The following is a 26,584-nucleotide window of genomic DNA, read 5'->3' as shown; positions in this document are numbered from 1 at the left end:
TCGATGGCCATCCAGTGATGGTCGCTCATCTCGCGCATGAACGTTTTCTCGAAATCCGCGCCGTTCAGGGCATCCAGCTCGCGCAGCATCTGCTGGTCGGCGGGGGACATGCGCGGTGTGTAGTTGATGTTGTACCAGTCGCGCAGCCAGGCCTGCATCTGCTGGATCTCCTGGGTCTGGGTCTTGACCACGTTGCTGCACAGGGTGCGCAGCTCCGGATGGCTGGCGTTGCCGGGCTTGAGGCAGATCTCGCCCATCTCGACTGCCATGGCGTGGTGATCGATCATGCTCTGCATGTACAGCGCTTCATAGCTGCGGGCGACCTCGGGCGGAACGTTGATGTGCGCGGCGGCGGGCCGGGCGGCCAGGGCGGCGAGCGCCAGCAGGGCCAGGAAGAGGAGGCGCTGCACGGTCGAGGCGGATCGGCGGTAAGTAGGGTATAGCATGGCTGACTCCTTGAGTATCCACGGGGAAACGCGCTGGTGCAGCAGCGGAAGGAGCAGCTTAGAGGACGCCACCGCCCCTGCCATGGGGCGAACTGCCTAGGCCATTCGGCGGCATGGCCAGGGCGGGCGGCTGCCCGCGGAGAATGCAGCTACGCGGTCGCGCCGCGACGGAACCGGGCCAGGCTCAGTGCCGTCCGTGCGGGTTGGCGATTGCCGGGCCGCGGGCGTGGTGGGCGGGCTTGATCACGTCGATTTCCGCCGCGGCCGCTTCGTCCAGGCACTGCTGCTCGACCTGCACCGTGGAGAAATAGATCCCGAAACGCTGCTGCAAGAGCGCGTGAATGCTTTGCAGAATGCGTTCTCCCTGCTGGTAATCCTGGACGCGCACGTGTCCGGAGAAGACATTGCGCCCCGAAGTCAGGCTCCAGGCGTGGACGTGATGGACGTCGGTGACGCCGGGAATGCCGCGGATGGCGGCCACCACCGCCTCCAGGTCCAGGTCCTGGGGCGTGCCTTGCAGCAGGATATGGAGGGCGTCGCGGATGATCTTCCAGGAGGCCCAGAACAGCACCAGGCCGAACAGCATGCCCAGGAGCGGATCGATGGCCAGAAAGCCGGTGAAGCGGATGACCAGGGCGGAGACCACGATGATGAGGCTGCCGACGAAGGTCTGGATAATGTGCCAGAAGGCGCCCTGCATGTTCAGGTTGCCCTTTTGGCCGCGGTAGAGCAGCAGGAGCGAAATCGTTTCGGTGACCAGCCCGCCGGCGGCGGCCAGCAGCATGGGACCGGTCGGCAGCTCGATCGGCGACATCAGGCGCATGGCGCCCATCCACAGCACGAGCACGGCCATGCCCGCGAGAAAGAGACCGTTGAACAGCGCGCCCACGATTTCGGCGCGCAGATAACCGAAGGTCTGGAAACGGTTGGCGCCGCGCCGGCTGAACTGGCTGGCGGCCAGGGCGAGCAGCACACCGCCGACGGCCGAGAAGGTGTGGAAAGCATCGGAGGTGACAGCCACCGAACCGGTCCACAGGCCGATGCCGAGTTCCACGAAAAAGTAGATGCCCGTCAGCCAGCCGGAGATGACGAGTGCCCGTCTGTCGGAGGTTTGCGGCAGGTGGCCGGCGGTTCCGTGCTGCATGCTCATGCGGTCTCCTGTTTTATCGGGTCGCTAGCCGACGTTGCGCGAGTCGAACTGCACTGGCACATCGAGCCGTGCGGCGGTCCGGCTGTTGAGGCGGGTTGGGACAGATACCCGGCGCAAGATGCGCCTGTGGATCCGGGTACGAATGCAATCCGTCAGGTGCGTCCTGCAAAAAAAGTTTTCAGTTCTCCCTCGTCGGGTTGCCTGGTGAACACCACCTGTCCGTCAACCACCAGGTTCGGCGAATGGCGGATGTGGTAGCGGGCCGCGACTTCGGGGTGGTCTTCCACGAACACCACTTGATGCGGAATGCCGAGATCGCGCAATTCCTTTTCCAGATTGGGACGATGGGTGCAGCCTTTGGTCGCGATGATTTGCACGTCCATTGTTCACCTTGTCATGTGCCGGGAAATCGACTGCAATGTATCCCCGAATGCTCAGGAGCGTGTCCTGAAGGGATGGTAAAAATAACGTCAAGCACGTTGCATCGGGCCTAAGGGTGGGCCTGAACCGGGTCAGGGAGCGGCTCTCGATGGACGCGGCAAGTCGGCGCGGCGGGTCAGGTGGATGGCGATCGCGCAGTCCGGGCGGTCGCGCCGAAAGCCGGTGAGCGACCAAGCCGCGTGCTCCGGCTCACCGGAGGCCAGCACGATCAGATTCCGCTCCTCCCCGAAACCCGGGTAAAGCGCGCCGTCATAGTGCGTAATCTCGATGCAGACATGCGCCGCATTGTCGCGCAGGTGGTAAGTGCCCAGGTAATGATACTGGGCGCTCCCGCCGAAGAGCCGGAATCCGTCGAAAACCAGTACGCCCGCCGCGGCCTCGCTGCCGAACGCCGACTCGAACGCCACCGACCACAAGCCTTCCAGGGTTGTTGACATGCGCGGCTCCTGCTGCGGGCAAGTGTCAATGCGGCCACTGCCAGTCGCGGATTTCCGGCAGGTCCTGGCCGTATTCGGTGATGTACTCCCTGTGCTCGATCAGCTTGTCGCGAATGGCCTGCTTGACGTAGGCGGCGTGGTAGCCGAGCTTGGGCACCCGGTCGATGACGTCGGCCACCAGGTGGAAGCGGTCGATGTCGTTGAGCACCGCCATGTCGAAGGGCGTGGTGGTGGTGCCCTTTTCCTTGAAGCCGCGCACGTGCAGGTTCTTGTGGTTGGTGCGGCGGTAGGTCAGGCGGTGGATCAGCCAGGGATAGCCGTGATAGGCGAAGATGATCGGCTTGTCGGTGGTGAAGAGGGTGTCGAAGTCGCGGTTGGACAGGCCGTGGGGGTGTTCCTCGGGCGGCTGCAGGGTCATGAGGTCGACCACGTTGACGACGCGCACCTTGATCTCGGGCAGGTGCTGGCGCATCAGGTCCACGGCCGCCAGGGTCTCCAGGGTCGGCACGTCGCCGGCGCAGGCCATCACCACGTCGGGCTCGCCGCCCTGGTCGCTGCTGGCCCAGGGCCAGATGCCGATGCCGGCGGTGCAGTGCTTGATGGCGGCATCCATGTCCAGCCACTGGGGCTCGGGCTGCTTGCCGGCGACGATGATGTTGATCAGGTTGCGGCTGCGCAGGCAGCGGTCGGTGACGAAGAGCAGGCTGTTGGCGTCGGGCGGCAGGTAGACCTGGACGATGCCCTGCTTGTTGACGGCCAGGTCGATGAAGCCCGGGTCCTGGTGGGAGAAGCCGTTGTGGTCCTGGCGCCAGACATGGGAGGTCAGCAGGTAGTTGAGCGAGGCGACGGGCCGCCGCCAGGGGATGTGCCGGCTGACCTCCAGCCACTTGGCGTGCTGGTTGAACATGGAATCGACGATGTGGATGAAGGCCTCGTAGCAGTCGAAAAGCCCGTGCCGGCCGGTGAGCAGGTAGCCCTCCAGCCAGCCCTGGCAGGTATGCTCGCTCAGGATTTCCATCACCCGGCCGTCGGGCGCCAGGTTCGCGTCCTGGGGCAGCCGTTCGGCCATCCAGGCGCGGTCGGTGACGTCGAAGACGGCGCTCAGGCGGTTGGAGGCGGTCTCGTCGGGCCCCATGATGCGGAAGTTGCGCGCCTCCTGGTTGAGCGTCAGCACGTCGCGCAGGAAGACGCCCATCTGCCGGGTTGCCTCGGCGCTCACCGCGCCCGGCGCCGGCACTTCGACGGCGTAGTCGCGGAAGTCGGGCAGGCGCAGGTCGCGCAGCAGGATGCCGCCGTTGGCGTGCGGGTTGGCGCCCATGCGCCGCTCGCCCGCGGGCGCCAGGGCGGCGAGCTCGGGCCGCAGGGTGCCGTGCTCGTCGAAGAGCTCCTCGGGCCGGTAGCTCTTCAGCCAGGCTTCGAGCAGGCGCACGTGCTCGGGTTTTTCCGCCATTTCGGCAAAGGGCACCTGGTGCGAGCGCCAGGAGCCTTCCGTCTGCTTGCCGTCCACTTCCTTGGGGCCGGTCCAACCCTTGGGGGTGCGCAGGATGATCATGGGCCAGCGCGGCCGTTCCAGCGGCCCGCCGTGGCGGGCACGGTGCTGGATGGCGCGGATTTCGCCGATCACCCGGTCCAGGGTGGCCGCCATCTGCTGATGCATGGGCGCGGGCTCGTCGCCCTCGACGAAATAGGGCTGGTAGCCGTAGCCGATGAAGAGATCTTCCAGCTCCTCGCGGCTGATGCGCGCCAGCACGGTCGGATTGGCGATCTTGTAGCCGTTCAGGTGCAGGATGGGCAGCACCGCGCCGTCGCGGGCCGGGTTGAGGAACTTGTTGGAGTGCCAGGCGGCGGCCAGCGCGCCGGTTTCCGCCTCGCCGTCGCCGACCACGCAGGCGGCGATGAGCTCAGGATTGTCGAAGACGGCGCCATAGGCATGGGACAGGGAATAGCCCAGCTCGCCGCCCTCGTTGATGGAGCCGGGGGTTTCCGGGGCGGTGTGGCTGGGGATGCCGCCCGGGAAGGAAAACTGCTTGAACAGCCGCTTCAGGCCCTCGGCGTTCTGCGGCACGTCGGGGTAGAGCTCGCTGTAGGTGCCTTCCAGGTAGGTGTTGGCGATCAGGGCCGGCGCGCCGTGGCCGGGGCCGGTGACGTAGATGACGTCGAGGTCGTGCTGCTTGATGACCCGGTTCAGGTGCACGTAGATGAAGCTCAGCCCCGGCGCGCTGCCCCAGTGGCCCAGCAGGCGCGGCTTGATGTGGGCCAGGGTCAGCGGCTCGCGCAGCAGGGGGTTGTCGAGCAGATAGATCTGGCCCACGGACAGGTAGTTGGCGGCCCGCCAGTAGGCATCCATCTTCTGCAAGAGGTCGGCGGAGAGGGGGCCCGGCTGGGCCGGCGTTGACGCTGCGCGTTCCATGATTGCTCCTCCTGGCGTGCGGGATGCGTACTTCCGGCGGCTGCGCGCCATAGTGTGATGCGATATGGAGTTGACCATCGGGGCCGCCGAAGTATCCGGCTCTGCGACGGAGGTCCGATGGGGCGTTTGCCGTCAGCGGGGAGGCGGCATCAGCAGCTCGCTTTCCGTATGCAGCTGATCGAGCATGTCCCGCATCATCTCCTGCTGGCGCAGTTGACGGGCCTCGTCGGCCTGCCGCCGCTGCTGCGGCTCGGCCGGGGTGGGTTGCCGCTGCCGCATCTGTTGCCGCATCATCTCCAGATCCCGCTGCATCATGTCCATGTGCTCGCGCAGCAGCCGCTGGCGCTCCGCCGTCCGGGCCCGCTGCGCCGCTTCGAGCTTGCGCTGGGATTGCAGGATCTGCTCCTGCAGCAGCCGCTGGTCGGTCTCGGAAGCCGCGGCGGCGGGCCCGGACAGGGCGGCGGCAATGGCGAGCCCGCAGGCGAGCAGGAGCCTGCCCACGTCCGGGCCGGCGCCGCGCATGCGCGCTACTGGCGCGGCAGCATATCCATGAGCAGCTGGTGTTCCCGCTGCATCTGCAGCAGCATCCGGTTCATCAGCTCCTGGTGTGCGGCCATCCATTCCTCGTGCTCCTGCATGCTGGTGCCGCGGCCGGGCGGGGTCATGCGCTGCAGCATCTGCATGTTTTCCTGCATCATGCGCATGTGCTCCTGCATCAGGCGCTGGCGCTCGGCGCCGCGGGCGCGCTCCGCCCGCTCCAGCCGCTGCTGGGCCTCTTGGATGCGTTGCTGCAGCAAGACCTGATTGGGGTTGGGGCCGGCCCAGCCGTTCAGGGGCAGGGCGAGGACCATGCTCAGGACGGTGAACTGGATCAGCTTTTTCACGGCGTTGCCCTCCTGGCGGCATGGCGGCGCGTGCCGCGGCCGCCGCTGCTTGTACTCCAAGCCGCCCAAGGCGGGCGGCGCTATTCCAGCAGATCCTTGCGTTTCTGCTCGTATTCGGCCTTGTCGATCTCGCCGCGGGCGTAGCGCTCCTTCAGGATCTCCAGCGCCGACGGCCCGGCGCGCGCCTGCCCGCGGGTAAGATAGACGATGAGCCAAACCGCCAGGCCGAGCACCGCGAGCCAGAAGAGCAGCATCAGGATCCAGCCCACGAAGCCCATGCCCCAGCCCCAATGACCGTCCCAGTAGTGCATCATGGCCGCCTCCTTGTGTTTTCCTGCCGCCGGCGGGCGGCGCTCACACCGCTTCCAGCGCCTCCTGAATCAGGCTGCGCACCTGCGCGGCCACGGGCTCGACCCGGGGGTTGCCGACCATGTTGAGCACCGGTTGCGGGTCCATGGCGGAAACGTGCACCTGGCCGGCGTCATCCTGGTAGACCACCACGTTGCAGGGCAGCAGCAGGCCGATCTCGCGCTCGGCGCTCAGGGCCTGGTGAGCCAACTTGGGATTGCAGGCGCCCAGGATGACGTAGGGCGGCATGTCCTCGCCCAGCTTCTGCTTCAGGGTGGCGGCCACGTCGATGCGCGTGAGCACGCCGAAGCCTTTTTCCTTCAGCGCCTCGGTGACGCGCGCCTCGGTTTCCTCGGGGCTCAGCTGGACCGTCTTGCCGAAACCGTACTGATGGGTGTTGAGCATCGTCGCTTCTCCTGTCGGTGAAAGCGGCCGCGGAATCGAGCCCGCGGCCAGGTTTGGGCGCCCGGCTCCTGAATGCGTTGCGGCTGGCAGGTGGGCGGCATGGCGCTGCGCGCCAATCGCGGGCAAGCCCGCTCCTACGTACCGGGACCGCGCCGAGCACACGGGAGTCCCCGCCCGCACCTGGCCGGAAAGCCGCGTGCACGATTCAAGAGACGGGCCTTTGCTTACTGTGACACGGGCATGGGCGGATTTGCTCCGCTGCCGCCCTGCGGCGGCAGCGGGCGCATGGGCATGTCCTGCTGCATGCCGGGACCCATGCCGCGGCGCGCGCCGCCCATGGTGGAGCGCATCTGCTGCATTTCCTGATGCATTTCCTGCATGTGCGTGCGCATCATCTGCCGCTGCTCCGCCATCAGGCGCTCGCGCTCGGCGCCGCGGGCGCGCTCGATCTTGTGCATCATTTCGTGCATTTGGAGCATGTGTTCCTGGCGCTCCCGGAGCATCTGGTCGGACATCATGGGCATCATGCCGGACTGGCCCCGCGGGCCGATGCCCGGCGTTCCCGGCGCGGGCGGGACCGGCGGCGGCAGCGCGGTCGCCGGGTTTTGGGCAGTCGGCGCCTGCTGCCCTTCCGGATCGGCGGGCGCGGTCTGGGCGTGGGCGGTGGACAGGGCCAGCGCCAGGACGGTGGCGCCGGCGATCCGGTTCAGGGAAAAGCGCGGTAGCTGCTGCATGATACACCTCCTCGCGTGAAGTGGACCCGGCTAGCGCGTAGCCGAGGTGATGCGGGTGATGAGATAGCGGCCGTCGGCGCTCTTGATCACGTCGAAGCTCACCTGCTGGCCGGGCTTGATCCTGGCCAGATCGGCCTTGCTCTGCACCTGGAAATCCATGGTCATGCCGGACCAGCCCAGGCTCGGGATGGGACCGTGGGTGATGTTGACCTTGCCGGCGGCGGCGTCCATCCGGTTGACCGTACCTTGGCCCGGGTGGGCCTGGACGGCGGTCTTCTGCGCCTGGGGACCGGCCGTGCTGCCCATGGCGGCGGCGGGCGCTGGCAGGGCCAAGGGCGCCAGCAGCGCCAGGGCGGGGAGTAGACGGGACATCGTTTGCTTCATGGAAAAGCCTCCTGCGTTGCAATGAATCACTCCGATCAGAAACTGCCAATGCCTTGCTTTCGATTCGCTGCGCCACCTCCTTGCCGGGCCGGGCTTGCTGTGAATGCGGGCCTCAGTTGCCTGGGTTCTCCCGGGTGAGCTGCTGCTGCAGTGTCCAGGCCTCGTCGGACCACAGGCTCTGGATGTAGCGCAGCACGGCCAGGCGGTCGGCTTCGTCGAGCTTGTCGCCCATGGGCGGCATGGCGCCCCGGTAGAACTCGCCGTAGCTCAGGCCGCCGTCGCGCATGATGCGCAGCAGCAGCTGGTCCGAGTGATGCCAGTCGTGCGCCGTGCCGTTCAGCGGCGGCGGGGGCCAGGTGCCGTCCGGCCTGCGCTTTTGCCAGTTGGGCGCGCCCTCGGCGAGCTGGCCGTGGCAGCTGGCGCAGTGGGCCACGAAAAGCTCGCGGCCGCGCACCACCTGGGCCGGATCGAAGCCGCGCCTGTCCAGTCGCTGGCGGTAGGTCTTGGCGTCCACGTCGGCGCCGAGCTTGGCCGGGTCGGCGAGTGCCGCTTCCACCCGTGCGGCTGGCACCGGGTCCTGGTCGCCCGGGGACGGCTGGCAGGCGGCCAGCAGCAGGGGCAGGAGCGCGCACCCCGCGCGCGCAACGGCTCTTTTCATCAGTGGTCTCCCTCCTCATCGGTGTGGTCGGCATCCGGCGCCGCGGCTTCGCCCGTGCCCGGATGCTCATGCGCGCCGGCGGCGGGCAGCGACATGACGCCGAGGCCGTGGCGGAACACCAGTTCTCCGCCGCGCCAGGCGGTGCCGGCCAATGCGCCGAAAGCGAGCAGCAGGGCCAGGGCGAGCGGCCAGTGGATGGGCCGGCGCACCCAGTGGCGGCGCACGGACCAGACGCTGAGCACCAGGAAGATCAGCACCGTGGCGATGGCCCAGTTGCGGTGCTCGGTCATGGCCAGGTGCGAGGGCGTGTCGTGGGCCACGGTGTTGTAGGCGTACCAGCCGGTCAGCGCGGTGAGCACGGCGAAGGCCGTGCCGCTCCACAGGTTCCAGCGCGCCGTGGCCGACCAGTCGCGGCGCAGCCGTTCGCTGCGCGTCAGCAGGGTCAGCAGATGGAAGAGCACCGCCATGCTCAGCAGCCCGACGGCGAAGTGGACGAAGACGGGATGCCAGTTGGGGATGATGGCCATGGCTCAGTACCACACCCGCAGGCCGGCGACGAGGGCGGTGTTGTCCACCTCCTCGCCGGCGCGCCGGGCGAAATCGGCGGTGCCGCCGAACTTGCGGTCCCAGGACACGCCGATGTAGGGCGCGAACTCCCGCCGGATCTCGTAACGCAGCCGCAGGCCCAGCTCCATGTTGTTGACGCCGGAGCCGAGCTCGAAGTCCTCCACCCGGCGCGCGGAGGCGTTCACCTCCAGGCGCGGCTGGAGGACCAGCCGTTGGGTGAACAGTAGGTCGTACTCGGCGGTCAGGCGCGCGGACAGTTCGCCTTTGTCGCTCAAAAAGAGCGCGGGCTCCACGTCGAACCAGTAGGGCGCCAGTCCCTGCAGGCCGACGACCAGGAAGGTGCGCGAGGGATTGTCATCGCGGCCGAAGCGGGTGTCGTAGCGCACGCCGGCCTGGAAGTCCCAGTAGGGTGCGATCAGCCGGCTGTAGAGGGCCTGCACTTCGGCCTCGCCGCGGGCGCGCGCCGCCCGGCTCTGGCCTTCGGTCTTGATCCACAGCTTGTGGTAGTCGCGGCCGACCCAGCCCTGGGCGTCCCAGTAGATGCTGTTGGCGCCCTGATTCCACTGGTGTTCGAGCTGGTCGATGAGAATGAAGCTGTAGATGGCGTCGTCCATGACCGGCGGCACCTGGGTGCCGGTGGCCTCGGCCGCCGTCTCCTGCGCCTGGGCGGCGGCCGGGAGCAGGGCGGCGATGAGCAGGGCGCCGAGACGGTGGCGCATCGCATTACGGGTGTTGTGCATGGCCGGCCTCCTGGGGTTGGGATACTTCCACGACGCGGAACATGCCCGCTTCCATGTGGTAGAGCAGGTGGCAATGGAACGCCCAGCGTCCCGGCTCGTCGGCGGTGATCAGCAGGGACAGCCGCTCGGCCGGCTTGACGTTGATGGTGTGCTTGAGCGGCCCCTCATCGCCGTGGCCGTTCTCCAGCATCATGAACATGCCGTGCAGGTGGATGGGGTGCTCCATCATGGTGTCGTTGACCAGGATGAGGCGCAGGCGCTCGCCGTAGTGGAAGGGGATCGGCGCCTTCACCTCGGAGAACTTCTTGCCGTCGAAGGACCACATGAAGCGCTCCATGTTGCCGGTGAGATGCAGCTCCACGTCGCGGCTCGGCGCCCGGCGGTCATGGTAGGGCTTGAGCGCGCGCAGATCGGTGTAGACCAGTACCCGCCGGCCGTCGTGGCCGAGGCCGTCGCCCGGCTCGTCGAGGCGGTTCTTGGTTTCCATGGGCGACACGGCGTTGCCGGGACCGTGGTGGTCCGGGCCGTGCTTGACCGGCGGATCGCCGGGCAGGGTGCCGGCGGGATCGCCCGCGGCCCGCGCCGTATCGGCGGCGCCGTGCGTCATGCCCGGCATGGCGCCGCCGTGGTCGCCGTGATCCATGCCGGGCGTCGATGCCTGGCCTGGGCGCGTGTCCGTCGCGGCCGCGCCGTGGTCCATGCCCGGCATCGAGCCGCTGCTTTGTCCCTGCGGCATCCCGCCATCGCCGCCGTGGCCGCCGTGATCCATGCCGAACATGCCCATGTCGGCCATGGTGCGCAGCGGCCGCCGGCGGCGTGCCGGGATGGGCGCGCTCATGCCCGGGCGCGGAGCCAGGGTGCCGCGCGCGAAGCCGCTGCGGTCCTCGGGCTCGGCGAAGACGGTGTAGGCTCGGTCTTCCCGCGGCTCGACGATGACGTCGTAGGTCTCGGCCACCGAGATGCGGAACTCGTCCACGGTCACCGGCCGCACGTTCTGGCCGTCCGCCTGCACCACGGTCATGGGCAGGCCGGGAATGCGCACGTCGAAGATGGTCATGGCCGAGCCGTTGATGAAGCGCAGCCGCACCTTTTCCCCGGGGCGGAAGAGCCCGGTCCAGTTGGATTCGGGCGCCAGCCCGTTGACCAGATAGGTGTAGGTGTAGCCGGTGACGTCCAGGATGTCGGCCGGGTCCATGCGCATCTGGCCCCATTCCAGTCGGTTTTTGAGGGCCGGGCCGAGGCCCTGTCTGGCCACGTCGCGGAAGAAGTCGCCCACCGTGCGCTGCTGGAAGTTGTAGTAGTTGCTCTGCTTCTTGAGCCGCGCCAGCACCCGGTGCGGGTCCTCGAAGGTCCAGTCCGAGAGGAAGACCACGTACTCGCGGTCGTAGGCCACCGGATCGGGTTCGGCCGGGTCGATGATCAGCGGCCCGTAGTGGCCGCTCTGCTCCTGCACGCCCGAGTGGCTGTGATACCAGTAGGTGCCGCTCTGGCGCACCGGATAGCGGTAGACGAAGGTCTCGCCCGGCTTGATGCCGGCGAAGCTCACGCCCGGCACGCCGTCCATGTCGGGCGGCACCAGGATGCCGTGCCAGTGGATGGAGGTGTCCTCGTCGGCGAGCTGGTTGTGCACGCGCAGGGTGACCGTCTCCCCCTCGCGAAAGCGCAGCAGCGGGCCGGGCACCGAGCCGTTGATGGTGATGGCGTCGCCGGCGCGGCCGCCGAAGGGGTAAGCCTGCCGGCGGATGAAAAGATCGAAGGCATTGCCGGCCAGGCGCGGCTGCTGCGCCCGCGGGCTTGCGGCCTCGGCCCAGGCATAGGCCGGCGCCAGGCGCTCGAGGCCGGCCAGCAGCCCCAGCGCCCCGACTTGCTGCAGAAAACGACGTCTCGTATGCATCGGCTTCTCTCCTTTCAGTTCACCGCGACGCGCTGCCGCTCATACCTTAGCTTCTGTCGCCAGCGGCCGTAATCTGACTAACGCCATGCAGGCCCAATTGCCGCCGCTTCCACAGCGCATAAAGGGCCGGGATCACCAGCAGGCTCAAAAGCGGTGCGGTGATCATGCCGCCCACCATGGGCGCGGCGATGCGCTTCATCACTTCCGAGCCGGTGCCCTGGCTGACCATGATCGGCAGCAGGCCGGCCACGATCACCGCCACGGTCATCATCTTGGGCCGTACCCGCAGCACCGCGCCCTCGATGATGGCGGCCTTGAGATCCGCCCAGGAGCTCAGCCGCCCTTCGGCCTGATGGCGCTTTACCGCCTGGTCCAGGTAGAGGAGCATCACCACCCCGAACTCGGCGGCCACGCCGGCCAGGGCGATGAAGCCCACCCCCACCGCCACCGAGAGCTGATAGCCGAGCAGATACACCAGCCAGAAACCGCCGACCAGGGCGAAGGGCAGGCTCAGCACGATCATGGCGACCTCGACCGCGTTGCGGAAATTGAAGTAGAGCAGCAGTACGATGAGCGCCAGGGTCAGCGGCACGACGAGTCGCAGCCGCGCCTTGGCGCGCTCCATGTACTCGTACTGGCCGGACCAGGTGAGCGAGTAGCCGGGCGGGATCTTCACCTCGCGGGCGACGGCCTCGCGGGCGCGGGCCACGTAGCTGCCCACGTCCACGTTGGCGATGTCCACGTAGATCCAGCCGTTCAGGCGGGCATTCTCGCTCTTGATCTCCGGCGGCCCGTCCTGGACGCGGATGGTCGCCAGCTCGCCCAGGGGCACCTGCGCGCCGCCGGGCGTGGCCACCCGGCTGGCGGCGAGCCGGGCCAGGGACTGGCGCAGCTCGCGCGGATAGCGCAGGTTGACCGGATAGCGCTCGCGGCCTTCCACCGTGCGGGTGACGTTCTCGCCGCCGATGGCCGAGCGGATCAGGTCCTGCACGTCGGCGACGTTCAGGCCGTAGCGGGCGGCCGCCAGGCGGTCCACGGTGATTTCGATGTAGCGGCCGCCGGTGACGCGTTCGGCGTAGGCCGACACGGTGCCCGGCTGCTTTTTCATCACTGCCTCGATCTCGGCGCCCAGCTTTTCGATGCCGGCCAGATTCGGTCCGGCGACCTTGATGCCCACCGGCGTGCGGATGCCGGTGGCGAGCATGTCGATGCGGGTGCGGATGGGCATGGTCCAGGTATTGCTGAGACCCGGGATCCGCACGGCGGCATCGAGTTCTTCCTTGAGGCGGTCCAGGGTCATGCCGGGCCGCCACTGGCTGGGGTCCTTGAGCTGGATCACCGTCTCGAACATGGACAGTGGCGCGGGGTCGGTGGCGGTCTCCGCCCGGCCGGCCTTGCCGAAGACGCTCTCGACCTCGGGCACCTGGGCCAGGATGCGGTCGGTCTGCTGCAGGATGCGCGCCGCTTCGCCGATGCCGACCGATGGCAGGGTGGTGGGCATGTAGAGCAGGTCGCCCTCGTTCAGGGGCGGCATGAACTCGGAACCCAGGCGCGACAGGGGGTAGTAGACCGTGGCCAGCAGGAGCAGGGCGACGAGCACCGTGAGCAGCCGGAAGCGAAGCACCCCCTGGATGACCGGCCGGTAGAGCCAGATCAGGACGCGGTTCAGGGGATTGCGGTGCTCGGGCACGATGCGCCCGCGGATGAAGTAGCCCATGAGCACCGGCACCAGCGTCACCGCCAGCGCCGCCGCCGCGGCCATGGCGTAGGTCTTGGTGAAGGCGAGCGGGGCGAAGAGCCGACCCTCCTGCGATTCCAGGGTGAAGATGGGCAGGAAGGAGACGGTGATGATGAGCAGCGAGAAGAAGAGCGCCGGGCCCACCTCCCGGGCCGCCTCGCGGGTGATGGCCCAGCGGTCGGCGCCGGGCCCGGCCCGCTCCAGGTGCTTGTGCATGTTCTCGATCATGACGATGGCCGCGTCCACCATGGCGCCGATGGCGATGGCGATGCCGCCCAGGGACATGATGTTGGCGTTGATGCCCTGCTGGTGCATGACGATGAAAGCGGTCAGGATGCCGACCGGCAGGCTGACGATGGCCACCAGCGAGGAACGCAGGTGGAAGAGGAAGAGCAGAGTGACCAGCGCCACCACCAGCGACTCCTCCAGGAGCTTCTCGCGCAGGTTGGCCACGGCGCGCTCGATGAGCGCCGAGCGGTCGTAGGTGGTGACGATCTCCACTCCCGGCGGCAGACTGGGCTTCAGCTCCGCCAGCCGCGCCTTCACGCGGGCGATGGTGGCCTGGGCGTTTTCGCCATAGCGCATGACGACGATGCCGCCCGCCACCTCGCCCTGGCCGTTCAGCTCCGCCACGCCGCGGCGCAGCTCGGGCCCGAGATGGATGCTGGCCACGTCCTGCAGGCGCACCGGGATGCCGCCGGGGCCGACGGCGAGCGGCACCTGGCGCAGGTCATCGAGATCGCGGATGTAGCCCTTGGCGCGCACCATGTACTCCGCCTCCCCCATCTCGATCACCGAGCCGCCGGTCTCGCTGTTGGCGCGCCGGATGGCCACCTCCACCTGCGGCAGGGTGATCTTGTAGGCGAGCAGCTTGTCGGGGTCCACCTCCACCTGATACTGCTTGACCATGCCGCCCACGCTGGCCACTTCCGCCACGCCGGGCAGGCGCTGCAGCTCGAACTTCAAGAACCAGTCCTGCAGCGCGCGCAACTGCGCCAGATCGTGCCGGCCGCTGCGATCCACCAGGGCGTACTCGTAGATCCAGCCCACGCCGGTGGCGTCCGGGCCGAGGGCGGGCGTCACCCCCTCGGGCAGCCGGCCCTGGGCCTGGTTCAGGTACTCCAGCACCCGCGAGCGCGCCCAGTAGGGATCGGTGCCGTCCTGGAAGAGCACGTAGATGTAGGAGTCGCCGAACATGGAATAGCCGCGCACCGTGGTGGCGCCCGGCACCGACAGCAGGGTGGTGGTCAGCGGATAGGTGACCTGATCCTCCACCACCTGCGGCGCCTGGCCGGGGTAGCTGGTCTTGATGATGACCTGGGTGTCCGAGAGGTCGGGAATGGCGTCCACCGGCGTGCGCTGCAGGGCATAGAGGCCCCAGGCCACCAGCAGGACGGTAGCCAGCAGCACCAGGAAGCGGTTGCGCAGGGACCAGTCGATGACGCGGCCGATCATGACCGGCCCTCCCCGGCATCGGAACCCGCTCCTGCGGCCGCGTCGGCGCCGGCCTGCCGGATCGGGGGAGCGAACTCGCTCGCGATCGCGGTGCCGCCCTCACCCCAGCCCGCTCCCGATAGGCTAGGGAGCGAATAGGCCGCCAAGCGGGTCGTGGGAGCGAGCTGGCTCGCGATTCGGCGGCGGCCGGGACGGCGGATCGCGGGCCAGCCCGCTCCTACATCGCTATGCGTGCGTTGCCCGCCGATCCGGCGCGTGGCACAACGGAATGGAACAGGAACCCCCAATTCCACGGCATGGCGCGGCACCATGTCTCCCGGAAGCGCGCTCCCGCCGGGAGCGGGCAGGGTGAGGGGCCGCCGTGGCCTGCTCCCCGGCAGCACCCCCGGGTCGTGCGTTTGCCCATGGCTCGTAGGAGCGAGCTGGCTCGCGATCCGCCGTGCCGATAAGCGAGAAATCGCGGGCCAGCCCGCTCCTACGGCCCGCACCCGGCCCGCTGGCCCCGGGAGCAAAAAGGCCACAGCCAGCCGGATGGCGCCGTGTTGCGGCTGCATTCCGCTCATCTCAATGCGCTCCATGACCACCCGCCGCCTGTCCGCCGTCCGCCGCCGGCTGCTCGCCGCCCTGCAGGCGGTTCAGCGCGCCCTGCAGGCTTGCTTCGGCGTCCAGCAGGAACTGCCCGCTGGTCACCACCCTTTGTCCTTCCTGCACGCCTTCCAGGATCTCCACGACATCGCCGCTTTCGGCCCCGGTGCGCACCGGCGCCGGCCGGAAGCGGCCCTCGCCCAGGGCGAGGATCACCAGGGTCCGCTCGCCGGTGCGGATGAGCGCTTCGCGCGGCACCGTCAGCACATTGTCGCGCACGTTGCCCGCGACGCGGGCGTTGGCGTACATGCCGGGGCGCAGCACGCCGTCCGGGTTGGGGAAGGCCAGGCGCGCCTGCACCGTGCGGCTCTGGGCGTTCAGAGTGGGATAGAGGTAATCGATGCGCCCCTGCCATTGGCGGCCGGGCAGGCCGGGAATGCGCAGGGTGACCGGGTCGCCGGGCTTCACCCAGGGCAGTTGCTCGGCGTAAATCTCCACGTTGACCCAGACCCGGGAGAGGTCGGCCAGGCTGACGATGCGGGTGTCCGGGCCGACGTAGCCGCCCTCGCGCGCGTTCAGCTCGGTGATGACGCCGCCGTGCGGCGCGCGCAGGGGCGTGGTGCGGCGCGCCGTGCCGCGGTGCTCCAGGGCGCGGATCTCCGCCGGCGGCAGGTCCAGGAGGCGCAGACGCTCGCGCGCCGCCTGCACCAGCGCCTGGCTCTCGGCGTCGAGGCGGGCATCCTGGGCTTGGCGCAGGCGCGCGGCGCCGCGCAGGGCCACCAGGTATTCCTCCTGGGCGCTCACCAGCTCCGGCGAATAGATTTCCGCCAGCACCTGGCCGGGCCGCACCACGTCGCCCACGGCGCGGGCGTGCAGCCGCTCCAGCCAACCGCTGATCTTCGGGTTGAGGAAGGTGACGCGGTGCTCGTCCACCGCCACCGTGCCCACCGTGTCGATGGCGCGGCCGAGGCGCTGGCGGCTCGCCGGCGCGGTGCGCACGCCCAGGTTTTGCACCACCCGCGGATCGATCCTGATCACCCCGCTGTCGTCCTGGGCGCCCTCCTGAGCGCCCTCCTGGGCGTAGACCGGGATGTAGTCCATCCCCATCTCGTCCTTCATGGGTTTGTCCGAGGTGATGGCCGGGTTCATGGGGTTGCGGTAATAGAGGATCCGGCGTTCGCGTTTGGGCGCTTCGGCGTCCTCGGCATAGACCGGAAGGTAGTCCATGCCCATCTCGTCCTTCTTCGGCACCGGCGAGGTGATGCTCGGATCCATGGGATTGCGGTAGTACAGGATCTTGCGCTCCTGCTGCGCCGCCGCCGGCGCATGGGCGGGGCCTACCCGCTCCTTGAGCCACCAACCCAGGCCGATGCCGGCGGCGGCCGTGGCCAGCAAGGCGCCGGCCAGCAGGACAGTTTTTTTAGTGCTCATGCTCGGTCTCCGCGGCCGTGGCGGCCAGGTAATGCAAATCGGCGGCGGCGCCGGCCAGGTCGGTCCGTGCCCGCCACAGGCGCAGTGCGTAATCGAGGCTGCTCTGCCGGGCGCGCAGCACGCCGGTCATGTCCAGCCGGCCCACCCGGTAGGCGGCCAGGCTGCTGTCCACGGTCTGGCGGGCCTCGGGCAACAGGGTGTCCTCCAGCACCTTGACGCGTTGCCGCAGGCGCTCGTAAGCGGCGTAGCGGCTGTTCACCTCTTCGCGCAGCTGCAGCAGCATGTCGTCGTGCTCGTAGCGCAGCGCCCGGGCCTGGGCCTGGCGCTCCTGCAGACGCGCGTCCTGGCGCTTGGCGGTGAAGAGGGGCAGGCTCATCACCAGCCCGGCGGACACCATGTCCGGCAACTTTTGGCCGTCCGCGCGCGCGGCGCGGTAGCCGTAGCTCGCCTCCAGGCCGAATTCGGGGTAGTAGTCGCGCTTGGCCGCCGCCACGTCCAGCTCGCGGGCGCGGATCTCGGCTTCCATGGCCGCCGCCTGCGGATGCTGCGCCACCTGCGCGAGCAGGGCCTGCCGGGCGGGGAGGGGGGGCAGGGGCGGCAGTGCCTCGGGCAGGGTCAGCGCCGTCTCCGGCAGGCTGAGCAGCCGCGCCAGGCGGCTGCGGGCGGCGTCGCGTTCGGCCAGCAGCGTCTGCTCCTGGTCCAACAGCTCGTCGCGCTCCAGCTGCGCCTTCAGCACGTCGGCCTCCTGCGCGCGGCCGGTGCGGTACTGGGCCAGGGCGGCGCGCACCACCTGATCGTAGAGCTCGCGATTGACGCGCAGGGTGGCCAGGGCGCGCTCCTGGTAGAAGAGTTCCAGCCAGGCGCGGCGCACGTCGCGCCGGATTTGGGCGGCCAGATCCTCGCGCCGGGCGCGGGCCGCCGCCGTGGCCTGCTCGGCGCTGCGCCGGTTCAGGGCCAGCCGGCCCGTGGGCGGGAACATCTGGGTGACGCCCACCACTACCTGGGTCATGGACTCGCGATTGAGGGCGAAGCTGTCGATGGGCACCGCCTCCACCCCCAGGCGCAACTGCGGATCCTGCAATTGGCCGGCGTAGATGGCGCGGGCGCGGGCCGCTTCGATCTCCGCTGCGCTTTGGGCCAGGGTCGGATAGCGGCTCAGCGCCAGGCGCTCCGCCTCGGCCAGGGTCAGAGAGCCGCCGAGCGGCGCGTCGGCGGGCGCCGGGTCGGCGGCGCGGCCGGTGCCCGGCAGCAGGCACAGCAGCGCCCCCAAGGCCAGCGCGCTCAGGCGCAGACGGTGATCTTGGCTTGGTGACCGGCGCCGCTGCACGCGGACGGCCAGACGGAAAAACAGCGGAAAAACGGACATGCCTCCTCCAGGAATCGACTGCAGGCGCGCACGCGCGCCGTGGCGAACACCGGGAAGAAGCGTGTCAGATCAGCAGACGGACGCCCGAGAGCTGGGCGGCGGGGGCTTGTCGGGGTGGGGTTTCGGGGACGAAGCCAGGTGCAGTGGACGACCACGGCGCCTGGGGCAGCAGGAGAGCTGCGAGCGGCACGGGCAGCGCCGGCGCCAGGTGCTTGCCGAACTCGATGTGCAGGCCGTCGCTGGCCAGGTCGGGCAGATTGCACTGCACGTAGGCGGGCGTCTGGCAACAGTCGGCATCGTGCTGGCCGGCAGCCTCGGGGCAGGCGGCGTGGGCGGGCGCACTCGCCATTTCCATTGCGTTGGCCAGGGCCGCGCAGGGCTGGAAGGCGGCGAACAGGACAATGGCCAGCCACAGCCCGAGCATGCCGGGCGTGAGTTGGCGCAACTGTCGGGGTGAGAAGATCGCTCGCATTTTTTTACACTATGCCCGGGCGCGCGGCCTGTCAAGCCGCGCCCGCGATGGACTGTCAGCGGCGTCCGCAGCGACGGCTCCCCCGGACGGCCCCGGGATCGGGTTGCGGCGGGGGCGCTCAGAGCTTGGGTGTGTCGCCCGGGCCGGTGTCGGTCACGATGTGGACGCCGGCGCCGCTTTCCGCCGCCGTGCCGGCGGTCGCGCCCACGGGTGCCGTCGGTGTCTCCGCGGGCACTTCCGACGGCAGGGCTTCCAGCGCCTCGATGCGTTCTTCCACCTGGGCCGTCTCCCGGCGCTTTTGCATCGCCACCCACGCCAGGCCGCCGAGCACGACGCCGACGGGCAGCAGGTAGAGGGCGGGCGTTTTGGGCAGGCTGCGCAGCAAGGTACGCGAGGCCTGCAGGGTACCGAGGGTTTGCAGCAGTTTTTGCATTTGCATGGCTTGCTCCTCCAGAGAGATGAACGCGGGCACCGAGGGGCGGATGGCCGCCCGTTGCCGAAACGCTTCTGTTTTGACGAGGTTGTGGCGTTTTTGTTCGCGGCGGAGGTGGCTTGGGGGGGCGGCATGGGAAGCTTGAGGGCGCTAAGGTCCGCCGCTGTCCCGCCCCGCGCAGCGCGGGGTGCCCGGCGCGGCGGGACGACGGGGTAGCACGGCACCCCCAACCCCCGTTGGGCTTCGCTGCACTCAGCCCAATCTACATAGGTTGCCGCCGGCTGTAGGAGCGAGCTTGCTCGCGATCTTGTCCCCATCGGCACAGCGGATCGCGGGCCAGCCCGCTCCGACAAGCCAGGCTGCCGGCCCGCCAGGCTTGGCAGGCACCACATCGGTGTTCCCCGGATATCCGCTCCCTGAGGGAGCGGGCAGGGTGAGGGGGCGGTGTGGGCGTTGCCCGGTTATCCGCGCTGGCCCCGCTGTCGCCGCCGGCCGTCGGAGCGAGCTGGCTCGCGATCATCCATTCCAGCGCCTGTGAAATCGCGGGCCATCCCGCGCCTACGATCCCGTTCCCCCCAGGGTGAAGTAGAAGGTGGCGCCCCGGCCGACGGCGCCTTCGGCCCAGATGCGGCCGCCATGGCGGGCGATGATGCGCGCCACCGTGGCCAGGCCGATGCCGTGGCCCTCGAACTCGCCGGGGCTGTGCAGGCGCTGGAAGGCGCCGAAGAGCTTGTCGGCGTAGGTCATGTCGAAGCCGGCGCCGTTGTCGCGCACGAAGTAGACGGGCTGGCCATCCTGCTCGCGCATGCCGAACTCGATGCGGGCATCGGCCTGCTTGCGCGTGAACTTCCAGGCATTGCCCAAGAGGTTTTCCAGCACCGCGCCGAGCAGCCGGGGATCGCCGGTGGCTGTCAGCCCGCCTGCGATGTCGAACGCCACCAGCCGCGCCGGCTCGCTTTGGCACAGGTGTTCGGCGATGTCCCGCGCCCGGGCGCTGAGATCCAGGGGCTCGCGGCGCAGTGCGTCACGGCTCAGGCGCGCCAGGTTGAGCATGGCGTCGATGATGCCGGACATGCGTTGGCTGGCCCGGCGCACCCGCGTCAGATGCTCCCGGCCCGCGGCGTCCAGGATCTCGCCGTAATCCTCCAGCAGCACCAGGCTGAAGCCGTCGATGGCGCGCAGCGGCGCGCGCAGGTCGTGGGACACCGAGTAGCTGAACGCCTCCAGCTCGGCGGTGCGTTCCGCCACCCGCCGCTCCAGCTCCGCGTTCAGCCGCTGGACCGCGGCTTCCGCCCGCCGCCTTTCGGTGATGTCCTGGATCACCGCGATGGTGTAGGCCGGCGCGCCCGCCTCATTGCGGACCAGCGATACCGTAGCGTTCACCCAGAGCAGCTGCCCGTTCCGGCGGATGTAGCGCTTTTCCAGGTCGTAAACGGGGATTTCGCCAGTCAGCAGCCGGCGTCGCAGGGCGAGCTCCGTTTCCAGGTCGTCGGGGTGGGTGATGTCCCGGAAGGTTCGCTGCAGGAGTTCGCCGCAGGCGTAGCCGGTGATCTCGCACAGCCGCTGGTTCACCTGCAGCAGTTCCCCGCTTGCGGTGGCCAGGGCCATGCCCACCGCCGCCTGGTTGAAGGTGGCCCGGAAGCGTGCTTCGCTGGCCTGCAGCGCCTCCTCGGCCTGCTTGCGCTCGGTGATGTCGCTCAAGGTGCCCACGTATTCGCGCACGCTGCCGTAGCGGTCGCACACCGGCACCGCGCGCACGGCCACGTGCCGGTCGCCGGCCGGACCATGCACCCGCAGCTCGCTTTGGAAGGCGCTTTTGGCGATGACGCTCTCCAGCCACTCGCGCACTACCCGGTCGCGGTCCTGCGGATGCACCGCCTCCTCCCAGCCCCAGCCCAGCATCTGTCCTTCGGCCTGCCCGGTGAGCTCGCGCCAGAAGGCGTTGTCGGCGATCACCTCGCCGCCGCCGTTGGCGAGCCATACCGCCTGCGAAGTCGCCTGCACCAGGGAGCGGTAGCGCTCCTCGCTGATGCGCAGCAGTTCCTCGCTGGCCTGCTGGGAGGCTTGGCTTTCGCGCAGCGAGGCTTCCGCCAGCCGTGCTTCGCGGTAGAGCAGAGCGTTGTCCACGGCCAGGGCGCCGCGGCGGGCGAGCTCCTCGGCCAGTGCCAAGTCCCGCGCCTCGAAGTGCCGCCGCGTTCCGGAGCGGCCGAAGGCGATGGAGCCGATGACCCGATCGCGGGCGATGAGCGGCACCGACAGGTAGGAGGTGACGGCCATCCGCTGAAACAGGGCAAACTGCGCCGGGTCCGGCGCCATGGCGGCCAGGTGCGCGTCGGTGAAGCGCTCAATGAGCACCGGCCGGCCGCTGGCGATGGCTTGGCCGCTACCGTAGCGGCCGCGGGCGTCGATCCGATAGGCTTCTTCCAGTTGCGGCAGAAAATTCTCCCGATCCGGGTCCCGACCGGCGAGGAAGAGGCGCGGGTTGGCGCGATCCGGCTCCACCATGGTGATCAGGCACCAGTCGGAAAAATAAGAAACCGCCAAGCGCGCCAGTTTGCGCAGGGCGGTGTCGAAGTCCAGGGACTCAGCCAGCAGGGCGCCGGTCCGGGCCAGGAAGGCCTGCTCCGCCCGTTCCGCCTCGCTCTCCTGCAGCACCTGGCGCAGCCAGTGGCTTAGCCCGCTGATCAGGCCGCTCATCACGATGAAGCTGGTGGAGCGCAGCAGGGCCTCGGTGCCGAAAGTCTGGGGCGCGGGGAGGAAGTAGTGGTTCAGGGCCAGGATGCTCAAGGCGGTGGCCAGCAGGCCCGGCCCCCAACCGCCGAAGAGCGCGCTCAGGAGCACGCCGATCAGGAAGGGCGACAGCAGGGTGTTGGGGGCCAGCAGGGGAGCAAGATAGAAGTTGGGCAGCAGGGCGAGCGCGGTGAGCGCGAACGGCAGGGCATAGCGCCACGCGCTGGTGCTGAGGAGCAGTCTTCGGACGGGCATGAACGCACTCGGCAAACGCGCGCCAGGGCGCCACGGGCGCATGCCGTGCTTCATGCGCTGGTCCCGGGCGCCCTGCCGCAGCTTGTTGTTGGAATTGTGGGCGACAAGGTAAATAGGCGCTTTGCGCGGCCTTGCAAGTTCAGTTGTCCGGATAGACGTCCGGGCCGGCGCAGGCCGGGCAGCGCGGGTTCAGGTGGGCGATGAGGTCGATGGCGTCGCTGGCGGGCGGCGCTTCGTGTTCTTGGCCGGCAACGGCCGGCGCGGCCGCCGACAGCACCGCGCCGGTGATGGGGTTGGGCCGGAAGGTGGCCAGTCCCTTCAAGCCGGCCTGCCAGGCCTGCAGGTAGAGGTCCTTGAAATCCTCGTAGGGATAATCGGCCGGCACGTTGACCGTCTTGCTGACCGCGGCGTCGATGCAGGGGGCGATGGCGGCCACCATGGCCTGGTGGTCGCGCGCCGCGATCTCCAGCGCGGTCACGAAAGCGGGCGGCAGCTGTTCCGTGTCGCCGCCCTGGGCCCGGTACAGGCGCCAGGCGTGGTCCTCCACGATGAATTCCTGCTGGCCGCCGCCGGCGCTGCGCTTCTTGCGGGTGTAGCGCCAGGCGTAGGGCGGCTCGATGCCGTTGCTGACGTTGTCGGCGAAGGCCAGGCTGATGGTGCCGGTGGGCGCGATGCTGAGCAGATGGCTGTTGCGGATGCCGTGCCGGCGGATGGCCTGGCGGATGGGCTCCGGCAGGCGGCGGGTGAAGCCGGCGGCCAGATAGCGCTCGGCGTCGAAGCGCGGGAAGGCGCCCTTTTCGCGGGCCAGTTCGACCGAGGCGCGATAGGCCGTGTCGCGCATGATCCGGCTGAGCTCCGCCGCCTGGCGGCGCGCCGCTTCCGTGTCGTAGCGCAGGCCGAGCATGATCAGGGCGTCGCCGAGGCCGGTGAAGCCGAGTCCCACGCGGCGCTTGGCCAGGGCCTCGCGCTGCTGTTCCGGCAGGGGCCAGACGGTAACGTCCAGCACGTCGTCGAGCATGCGGACGGCGGTCTGCACGACCTGGGCGAAGCCGGCGAAGTCGAAGGCGGCCCGGGGTGAGAAGGCATTATCGACGAAGCGGGTCAGGTCGATGCTGCCCAGACAGCAGCAGCCGTAGTCCGGCAGCGGCTCCTCGGCGCAGGGGTTGGTGGCCTCGATGGTTTCGCAGTACCAGAGATTGTTCTCGCCGTTGATGCGGTCGAGGAAGAGCACGCCCGGCTCGGCGTGGTCGTAGGTGGAGGCCATGATTTGCCCCCACAGCTCGCGGGCGCGGATGCGCCGGTAGACCCACAGCCCGTCCTTGCGCCGGAAGGCGCCGGCCTGCAGCAGATCTTCGCCGGGCGCCGCCCGGTGCACCAGCTCGAAAAAGTCGTCCGCCTGCACCGCGCCCATGAAGGCATCGGTGACGCCGACGGAAATGTTGAAGTTGGTGAGCTGGCCGGGCTGATCCTTGGCACGGACGAAGTCCTCGATGTCCGGATGGTCCACCCGCAGCACGCCCATCTGCGCGCCGCGCCGCGCGCCGGCGGATTCCACCGTCTCGCAGGAGCGGTCGAAGACCTGCATGTAGGAGATGGGGCCGCTGGCGCGCGAGCCGGTGCCCTGCACCAGGGCGCCCTTGGGCCGGATGGCGGAGAAATCATAGCCGACCCCGCCGCCGCGGCGCATGGTCTCGGCGGCCTGCAGGAGGGCGACGTAGATGCCCGGCTTGCCGTCGATGGTTTCGGAGATGCTGTCGCCCACCGGCTGCACGAAGCAGTTGATGAGGGTGGTCTGCAGGCGGGTGCCGGCGGCACTGTTGACCCGCCCGCCGGGGATGAAGCCGGCCTGCTGGGCCTGGAAGAAGGCGGCCTCCCAGCGCGCCGGGTCCTTTTCCGCGGCGGCCAGGGCGCGGGCCACTCGGCGGCGCACGTCGTCGGCGCTGCGCTCCTCGCCCTTGGCGTATTTCTGGCGCAGGACTTCCTGCGAGATTTCCTGTTCGGGCAGCATCGCGGTCTCCTCCGGCAAGAGGAGTCATTCTAACCCAAGTGGGGCGTCGGGGCTGCGTCCGGAGGGCGGAAGGTGCGGCGTTCAGTCCGGCAACGGGCGGGCGGCCGCTGCCGGAAAGGCGAGGATTTCGTCGCAGAGCGCCCAGGCGAGCTGCGCCTCCTCGGTGCTGACCTTGCGCACCGCGTGGTCCAACTGCACCATCACGTAGTCGCCCACCGCCAAATCATCCTCCTGCAGCAGCCACAGGCTCACGGTGCGCTCGCTGCCGCGCGCCGCGCAGCGGGCGCGGTAGCCGCTGATTTCCATGACTTGCATGGGGATGGCGAGACACATGGCCGTTCCTCGTGCGATCGCTTTCCGGGCATTCTAGTACGGCCCGCCCGCCGCGCCCCCCTACCATGGTTGGATTTACCCCGGACCAGTGATTGCCGACAGTGACGGATACGAATCGATAGCGACCTACTGCGGTGGCCTCGGGAAGAATGGAAACATGCCGGACAAGACCTTGGTGCTGGGCCTGGGCAACACGCTGCTGAGCGACGAGGGCGCCGGCGTGCACGCGGTGCATGTCCTGCAAAGCGCCTTGACCGGGCGGCCAGAGGTCGAATGCCTGGACGGCGGCACCCTCAGCTTCACCTTGGCGGTGCCCATCGGCGAGGCCGCCCGCCTGATCGTCATCGACGCGACCGAGCGGCAGGCGCCGCCGGGCACCGTGCGCGTCTTCGAGGACGCGGACATGGACCGTTTTCTCGGCAGCAATCGCAAGCGCAGCGTGCACGAGGTCGGGCTCCTGGACCTCTTGGCGGTGGCCTGCCTGGGCGGGCAACTGCCGGCGCGGCGGGCGCTGATCGGCATCCAACCGGCCGTGCTGGACTAGGGCGACGCCCCCAGCCCGGCGGTGGCGGCGGCCATCCCGCAGGCTTGCGCCATCGCCAAGGCCTTGATCGGGAGGTGGGCGGCATGAGCGGACTGGACGGCATCAAGGTCAAGGTGGTGCCGGCGGACCCGGCGCCGGCCGCGGCGGATGGCCTGTCGGGCAACGGCCTGGCCCTGCTCCACGAGATCGCCGGCGCGCTGCAGGCGCTGCTCGACGGGGGCGGCACGGGGGTCATCGATCTGCGCGGCGTGCCCATGACGCCGGCGGACTACGCATGGCTGCAGGCGGCGCTGGGCCAGGGCGAGGTGGAGGCCAGCATCGAGGCGGCGGGCACCAGCACGGTGCGCGAGACCGCCTACCCGGGCGTGTGGTGGGTGACGCACCGCAACGGCGGCGGCGACATCGCCGCCGAGCTGATCGAGATCACCCATCTGCCCGAGATCCTGCGCACCATCCACAGCTTCGATCCTTGCATCGCCTGCGCCGTACACCTGACCGACCCGGATGGCGAGGAGCTGATCCAGGTCAAGGTCCGCTGACGCGGCCGGCGGCATCGGTCCATGGGAGAGCCGCGCAGCGCCGGCATCGAAGGCCGGCTGCACCTGAACGTGCTTTGGGACGGGCGCCGGGCCGCCGGGGCAGCGGTCCGCTCGACCCGCCCGCTGCACGCCAGCCGCGTGCTGGAGGGCCGGCCGCTGGCCGAGGCCCTGGCGCGGGTGCCGCTGCTCTTCGGCGTCTGCGGACAGGCCCAGAGCGTGGCCGCCGTGCAGGCCGCCGAGGCGGCCCTGGGCGCGGCGCCGAGCCCGTCGGCCCGGCGCGGGCGCACGCTCCTGCTGTTGGCCGAAGTGATGCAGGAGCATCTGTGGCGCCTGTGGCTGGACTGGCCGCCCCTGTACGGCCTGCCGCCGGCCGCGCCGGCCTTTGGCGCGTGGCGCCGGGCCCAGGCCACGGCGGCCGCCGCCCTGCTGGCGGCCCCCGGCTGGCGCGTGCCGGGCGGCGAAGTGCCGGCCGCCGTCTTTGCGCCGTGGGTGGATTTGTGCGATGAATGGGAAGCGCGCCTCGGCGCGCAAGTGCCGGACCCGGCGCTGACGGACCCGGCGGCGTTGGGGCGGTGGCTGCAAACGGCCGATGCGGACAGTACGCGCCTGTTGCGCGCCGTGTGGGCGGACGGGCGCTGGGGCGCGAGCGCGGTGCCGCTCATGCCGCCGATGCACGCCGCGCTGCTGGCCGAGCTGCTGACTGAGTTGGCGGCGGACGAGTCCTTCGCCGCCCACCCCCACCGGCAGGGCCAGCCGCTGGAGACCGGCGCCCTGGCCCGCCGCCAGCGGCATCCGCTGCTGCAGGCCCTGCTGGCGGCGGAGGGCAATACCCTGCGGCTGCGGGTCCTGGCGCGGTGGCTGGAGCTGGCCGCCGCGCTGCGCGCCATGCGGGAGTGCCTGGCCGGCGAGACGGCGGACGACTGGAGTGGGGCGCTGGCCCTGGGCGGCGCCGGCGCGGCCTGGGTGGAGACGGCGCGCGGCCTGCTGCTGCACCGGGTCGCCCTGGACGGCGAGCGCGTCGGTCGTTATTGGATCGTCGCCCCGACCGAGTGGAATTTCCACCCGCACGGCGCCTTCGTGCAGGGCATGGCCGGCCTCGCCGCCGCCGACCGCGACGCGCTGGCGCGCCAGGCCCGCCGGTTGGTACTGGCGCTGGACCCATGCGTGGCCTACGATCTGGAGTTGCAGGATGCATGA

General features: G+C 69.6%; 26 protein-coding genes. 3 read left to right on the top strand and 23 right to left on the bottom strand.

The window, feature by feature from the left end:
- The 23 genes from G579_RS16195 to G579_RS0106100 all read right to left on the bottom strand — a co-directional run.
- Positions 1 to 446: DUF305 domain-containing protein (locus G579_RS16195; protein ID WP_155989754.1), on the bottom strand; the 446-nt coding region annotated here is incomplete at its 3' end.
- Positions 447 to 630: 184 nt separating this feature from the next.
- Positions 631 to 1,596 carry a cation diffusion facilitator family transporter gene (locus G579_RS16190; RefSeq protein ID WP_038018475.1) on the bottom strand — a complete coding sequence of 322 codons (966 nt, stop codon included), beginning with the start codon at positions 1,594 to 1,596 and terminating at the stop codon, positions 631 to 633.
- 152 nt (positions 1,597 to 1,748) lie between these two features.
- The gene (locus G579_RS0106200; protein WP_028989487.1) at positions 1,749 to 1,979 is read right to left on the bottom strand and encodes a glutaredoxin family protein; all 231 of its coding nucleotides are present in this window, start codon (positions 1,977 to 1,979) and stop codon (positions 1,749 to 1,751) included.
- Between the two features lie 129 nt (positions 1,980 to 2,108).
- Positions 2,109 to 2,474, bottom strand: coding sequence for a GrlR family regulatory protein (locus tag G579_RS0106195; RefSeq protein ID WP_028989486.1), 366 nt, complete (start codon positions 2,472 to 2,474; stop codon positions 2,109 to 2,111).
- Positions 2,475 to 2,499: 25 nt separating this feature from the next.
- Positions 2,500 to 4,884, bottom strand: coding sequence for a phosphoketolase family protein (locus G579_RS0106190; protein ID WP_028989485.1), 2,385 nt, complete (start codon positions 4,882 to 4,884; stop codon positions 2,500 to 2,502).
- 132 nt (positions 4,885 to 5,016) lie between these two features.
- Positions 5,017 to 5,406 (bottom strand): hypothetical protein, encoded by a 390-nt coding sequence (locus tag G579_RS0106185; protein WP_028989484.1) that lies wholly within the window; start codon positions 5,404 to 5,406, stop codon positions 5,017 to 5,019.
- A 5-nt stretch (positions 5,407 to 5,411) separates the two neighbouring features.
- Positions 5,412 to 5,768: a hypothetical protein gene (locus tag G579_RS0106180; protein WP_028989483.1), complete on the bottom strand. Its 357-nt coding sequence runs from the start codon at positions 5,766 to 5,768 to the stop codon at positions 5,412 to 5,414.
- Positions 5,769 to 5,848: 80 nt separating this feature from the next.
- Positions 5,849 to 6,082, bottom strand: coding sequence for an SHOCT domain-containing protein (locus G579_RS0106175; protein ID WP_028989482.1), 234 nt, complete (start codon positions 6,080 to 6,082; stop codon positions 5,849 to 5,851).
- A 40-nt stretch (positions 6,083 to 6,122) separates the two neighbouring features.
- On the bottom strand, positions 6,123 to 6,521 hold the full coding sequence (locus tag G579_RS0106170; protein WP_028989481.1) for a DUF302 domain-containing protein: 399 nt from the start codon (positions 6,519 to 6,521) through the stop codon (positions 6,123 to 6,125).
- Between the two features lie 224 nt (positions 6,522 to 6,745).
- On the bottom strand, positions 6,746 to 7,255 hold the full coding sequence (locus G579_RS0106165; protein ID WP_028989480.1) for a hypothetical protein: 510 nt from the start codon (positions 7,253 to 7,255) through the stop codon (positions 6,746 to 6,748).
- A 30-nt stretch (positions 7,256 to 7,285) separates the two neighbouring features.
- On the bottom strand, positions 7,286 to 7,627 hold the full coding sequence (locus tag G579_RS0106160; RefSeq protein ID WP_162142976.1) for a copper-binding protein: 342 nt from the start codon (positions 7,625 to 7,627) through the stop codon (positions 7,286 to 7,288).
- A 124-nt stretch (positions 7,628 to 7,751) separates the two neighbouring features.
- Positions 7,752 to 8,297, bottom strand: coding sequence for a c-type cytochrome (locus G579_RS16185; RefSeq protein ID WP_051180986.1), 546 nt, complete (start codon positions 8,295 to 8,297; stop codon positions 7,752 to 7,754).
- A complete protein-coding gene (locus G579_RS16180; protein ID WP_051180983.1) occupies positions 8,297 to 8,824 on the bottom strand; it encodes a DUF2231 domain-containing protein in 528 nt (175 codons plus the stop codon). The genes G579_RS16185 and G579_RS16180 overlap by 1 nt, the downstream gene beginning before the upstream one ends.
- Before the next feature lie 3 nt (positions 8,825 to 8,827).
- Complete coding sequence (locus tag G579_RS0106145; RefSeq protein WP_211218669.1) at positions 8,828 to 9,604, bottom strand: copper resistance protein B; 777 nt, start codon at positions 9,602 to 9,604, stop codon at positions 8,828 to 8,830.
- The gene (locus tag G579_RS16175) at positions 9,588 to 11,498 is read right to left on the bottom strand and encodes a copper resistance system multicopper oxidase (protein ID WP_038018470.1); all 1,911 of its coding nucleotides are present in this window, start codon (positions 11,496 to 11,498) and stop codon (positions 9,588 to 9,590) included. The genes G579_RS0106145 and G579_RS16175 overlap by 17 nt, the downstream gene beginning before the upstream one ends.
- Before the next feature lie 46 nt (positions 11,499 to 11,544).
- The gene (locus G579_RS16170; RefSeq protein ID WP_051180980.1) at positions 11,545 to 14,691 is read right to left on the bottom strand and encodes an efflux RND transporter permease subunit; all 3,147 of its coding nucleotides are present in this window, start codon (positions 14,689 to 14,691) and stop codon (positions 11,545 to 11,547) included.
- Positions 14,692 to 15,255: 564 nt separating this feature from the next.
- Positions 15,256 to 16,707, bottom strand: a complete 1,452-nt coding sequence (locus tag G579_RS16165) for an efflux RND transporter periplasmic adaptor subunit (RefSeq protein ID WP_051180978.1) — start codon at positions 16,705 to 16,707, stop codon at positions 15,256 to 15,258.
- Positions 16,697 to 18,073, bottom strand: a complete 1,377-nt coding sequence (locus tag G579_RS0106125) for a TolC family protein (protein WP_028989477.1) — start codon at positions 18,071 to 18,073, stop codon at positions 16,697 to 16,699. The genes G579_RS16165 and G579_RS0106125 overlap by 11 nt, the downstream gene beginning before the upstream one ends.
- A gap of 64 nt (positions 18,074 to 18,137) precedes the next feature.
- Entirely contained in the window at positions 18,138 to 18,545 is a 408-nt protein-coding gene (locus G579_RS0106120; protein ID WP_155989753.1) for a hypothetical protein, read from the bottom strand.
- Between the two features lie 118 nt (positions 18,546 to 18,663).
- On the bottom strand, positions 18,664 to 18,984 hold the full coding sequence (locus G579_RS0106115; protein WP_028989475.1) for a hypothetical protein: 321 nt from the start codon (positions 18,982 to 18,984) through the stop codon (positions 18,664 to 18,666).
- 552 nt (positions 18,985 to 19,536) lie between these two features.
- On the bottom strand, positions 19,537 to 21,963 hold the full coding sequence (locus tag G579_RS18160) for a PAS domain S-box protein (protein WP_051180976.1): 2,427 nt from the start codon (positions 21,961 to 21,963) through the stop codon (positions 19,537 to 19,539).
- 139 nt (positions 21,964 to 22,102) lie between these two features.
- Entirely contained in the window at positions 22,103 to 23,971 is a 1,869-nt protein-coding gene (locus G579_RS16155) for an adenosylcobalamin-dependent ribonucleoside-diphosphate reductase (RefSeq protein WP_081662619.1), read from the bottom strand.
- Between the two features lie 81 nt (positions 23,972 to 24,052).
- Positions 24,053 to 24,304, bottom strand: a complete 252-nt coding sequence (locus G579_RS0106100) for a HypC/HybG/HupF family hydrogenase formation chaperone (RefSeq protein ID WP_028989474.1) — start codon at positions 24,302 to 24,304, stop codon at positions 24,053 to 24,055.
- A gap of 157 nt (positions 24,305 to 24,461) precedes the next feature.
- Between G579_RS0106100 and G579_RS16150 the strand changes: the two genes are divergently transcribed.
- The 3 genes from G579_RS16150 to G579_RS18155 all read left to right on the top strand — a co-directional run bounded on the left by G579_RS16150 (position 24,462) and on the right by G579_RS18155 (position 26,584).
- Entirely contained in the window at positions 24,462 to 24,848 is a 387-nt protein-coding gene (locus G579_RS16150) for a HyaD/HybD family hydrogenase maturation endopeptidase (protein WP_211218668.1), read from the top strand.
- Between the two features lie 83 nt (positions 24,849 to 24,931).
- Positions 24,932 to 25,387: a hydrogenase expression/formation C-terminal domain-containing protein gene (locus tag G579_RS19465; protein WP_230973808.1), complete on the top strand. Its 456-nt coding sequence runs from the start codon at positions 24,932 to 24,934 to the stop codon at positions 25,385 to 25,387.
- Positions 25,388 to 25,408: 21 nt separating this feature from the next.
- Positions 25,409 to 26,584 carry a nickel-dependent hydrogenase large subunit gene (locus G579_RS18155; protein WP_051180971.1) on the top strand — a complete coding sequence of 392 codons (1,176 nt, stop codon included), beginning with the start codon at positions 25,409 to 25,411 and terminating at the stop codon, positions 26,582 to 26,584.

Source organism: Thermithiobacillus tepidarius DSM 3134, assembly GCF_000423825.1.
GTDB lineage: Bacteria > Pseudomonadota > Gammaproteobacteria > Acidithiobacillales > Thermithiobacillaceae > Thermithiobacillus > Thermithiobacillus tepidarius.
This window is presented reverse-complemented; position numbering and strand designations above follow the sequence as displayed.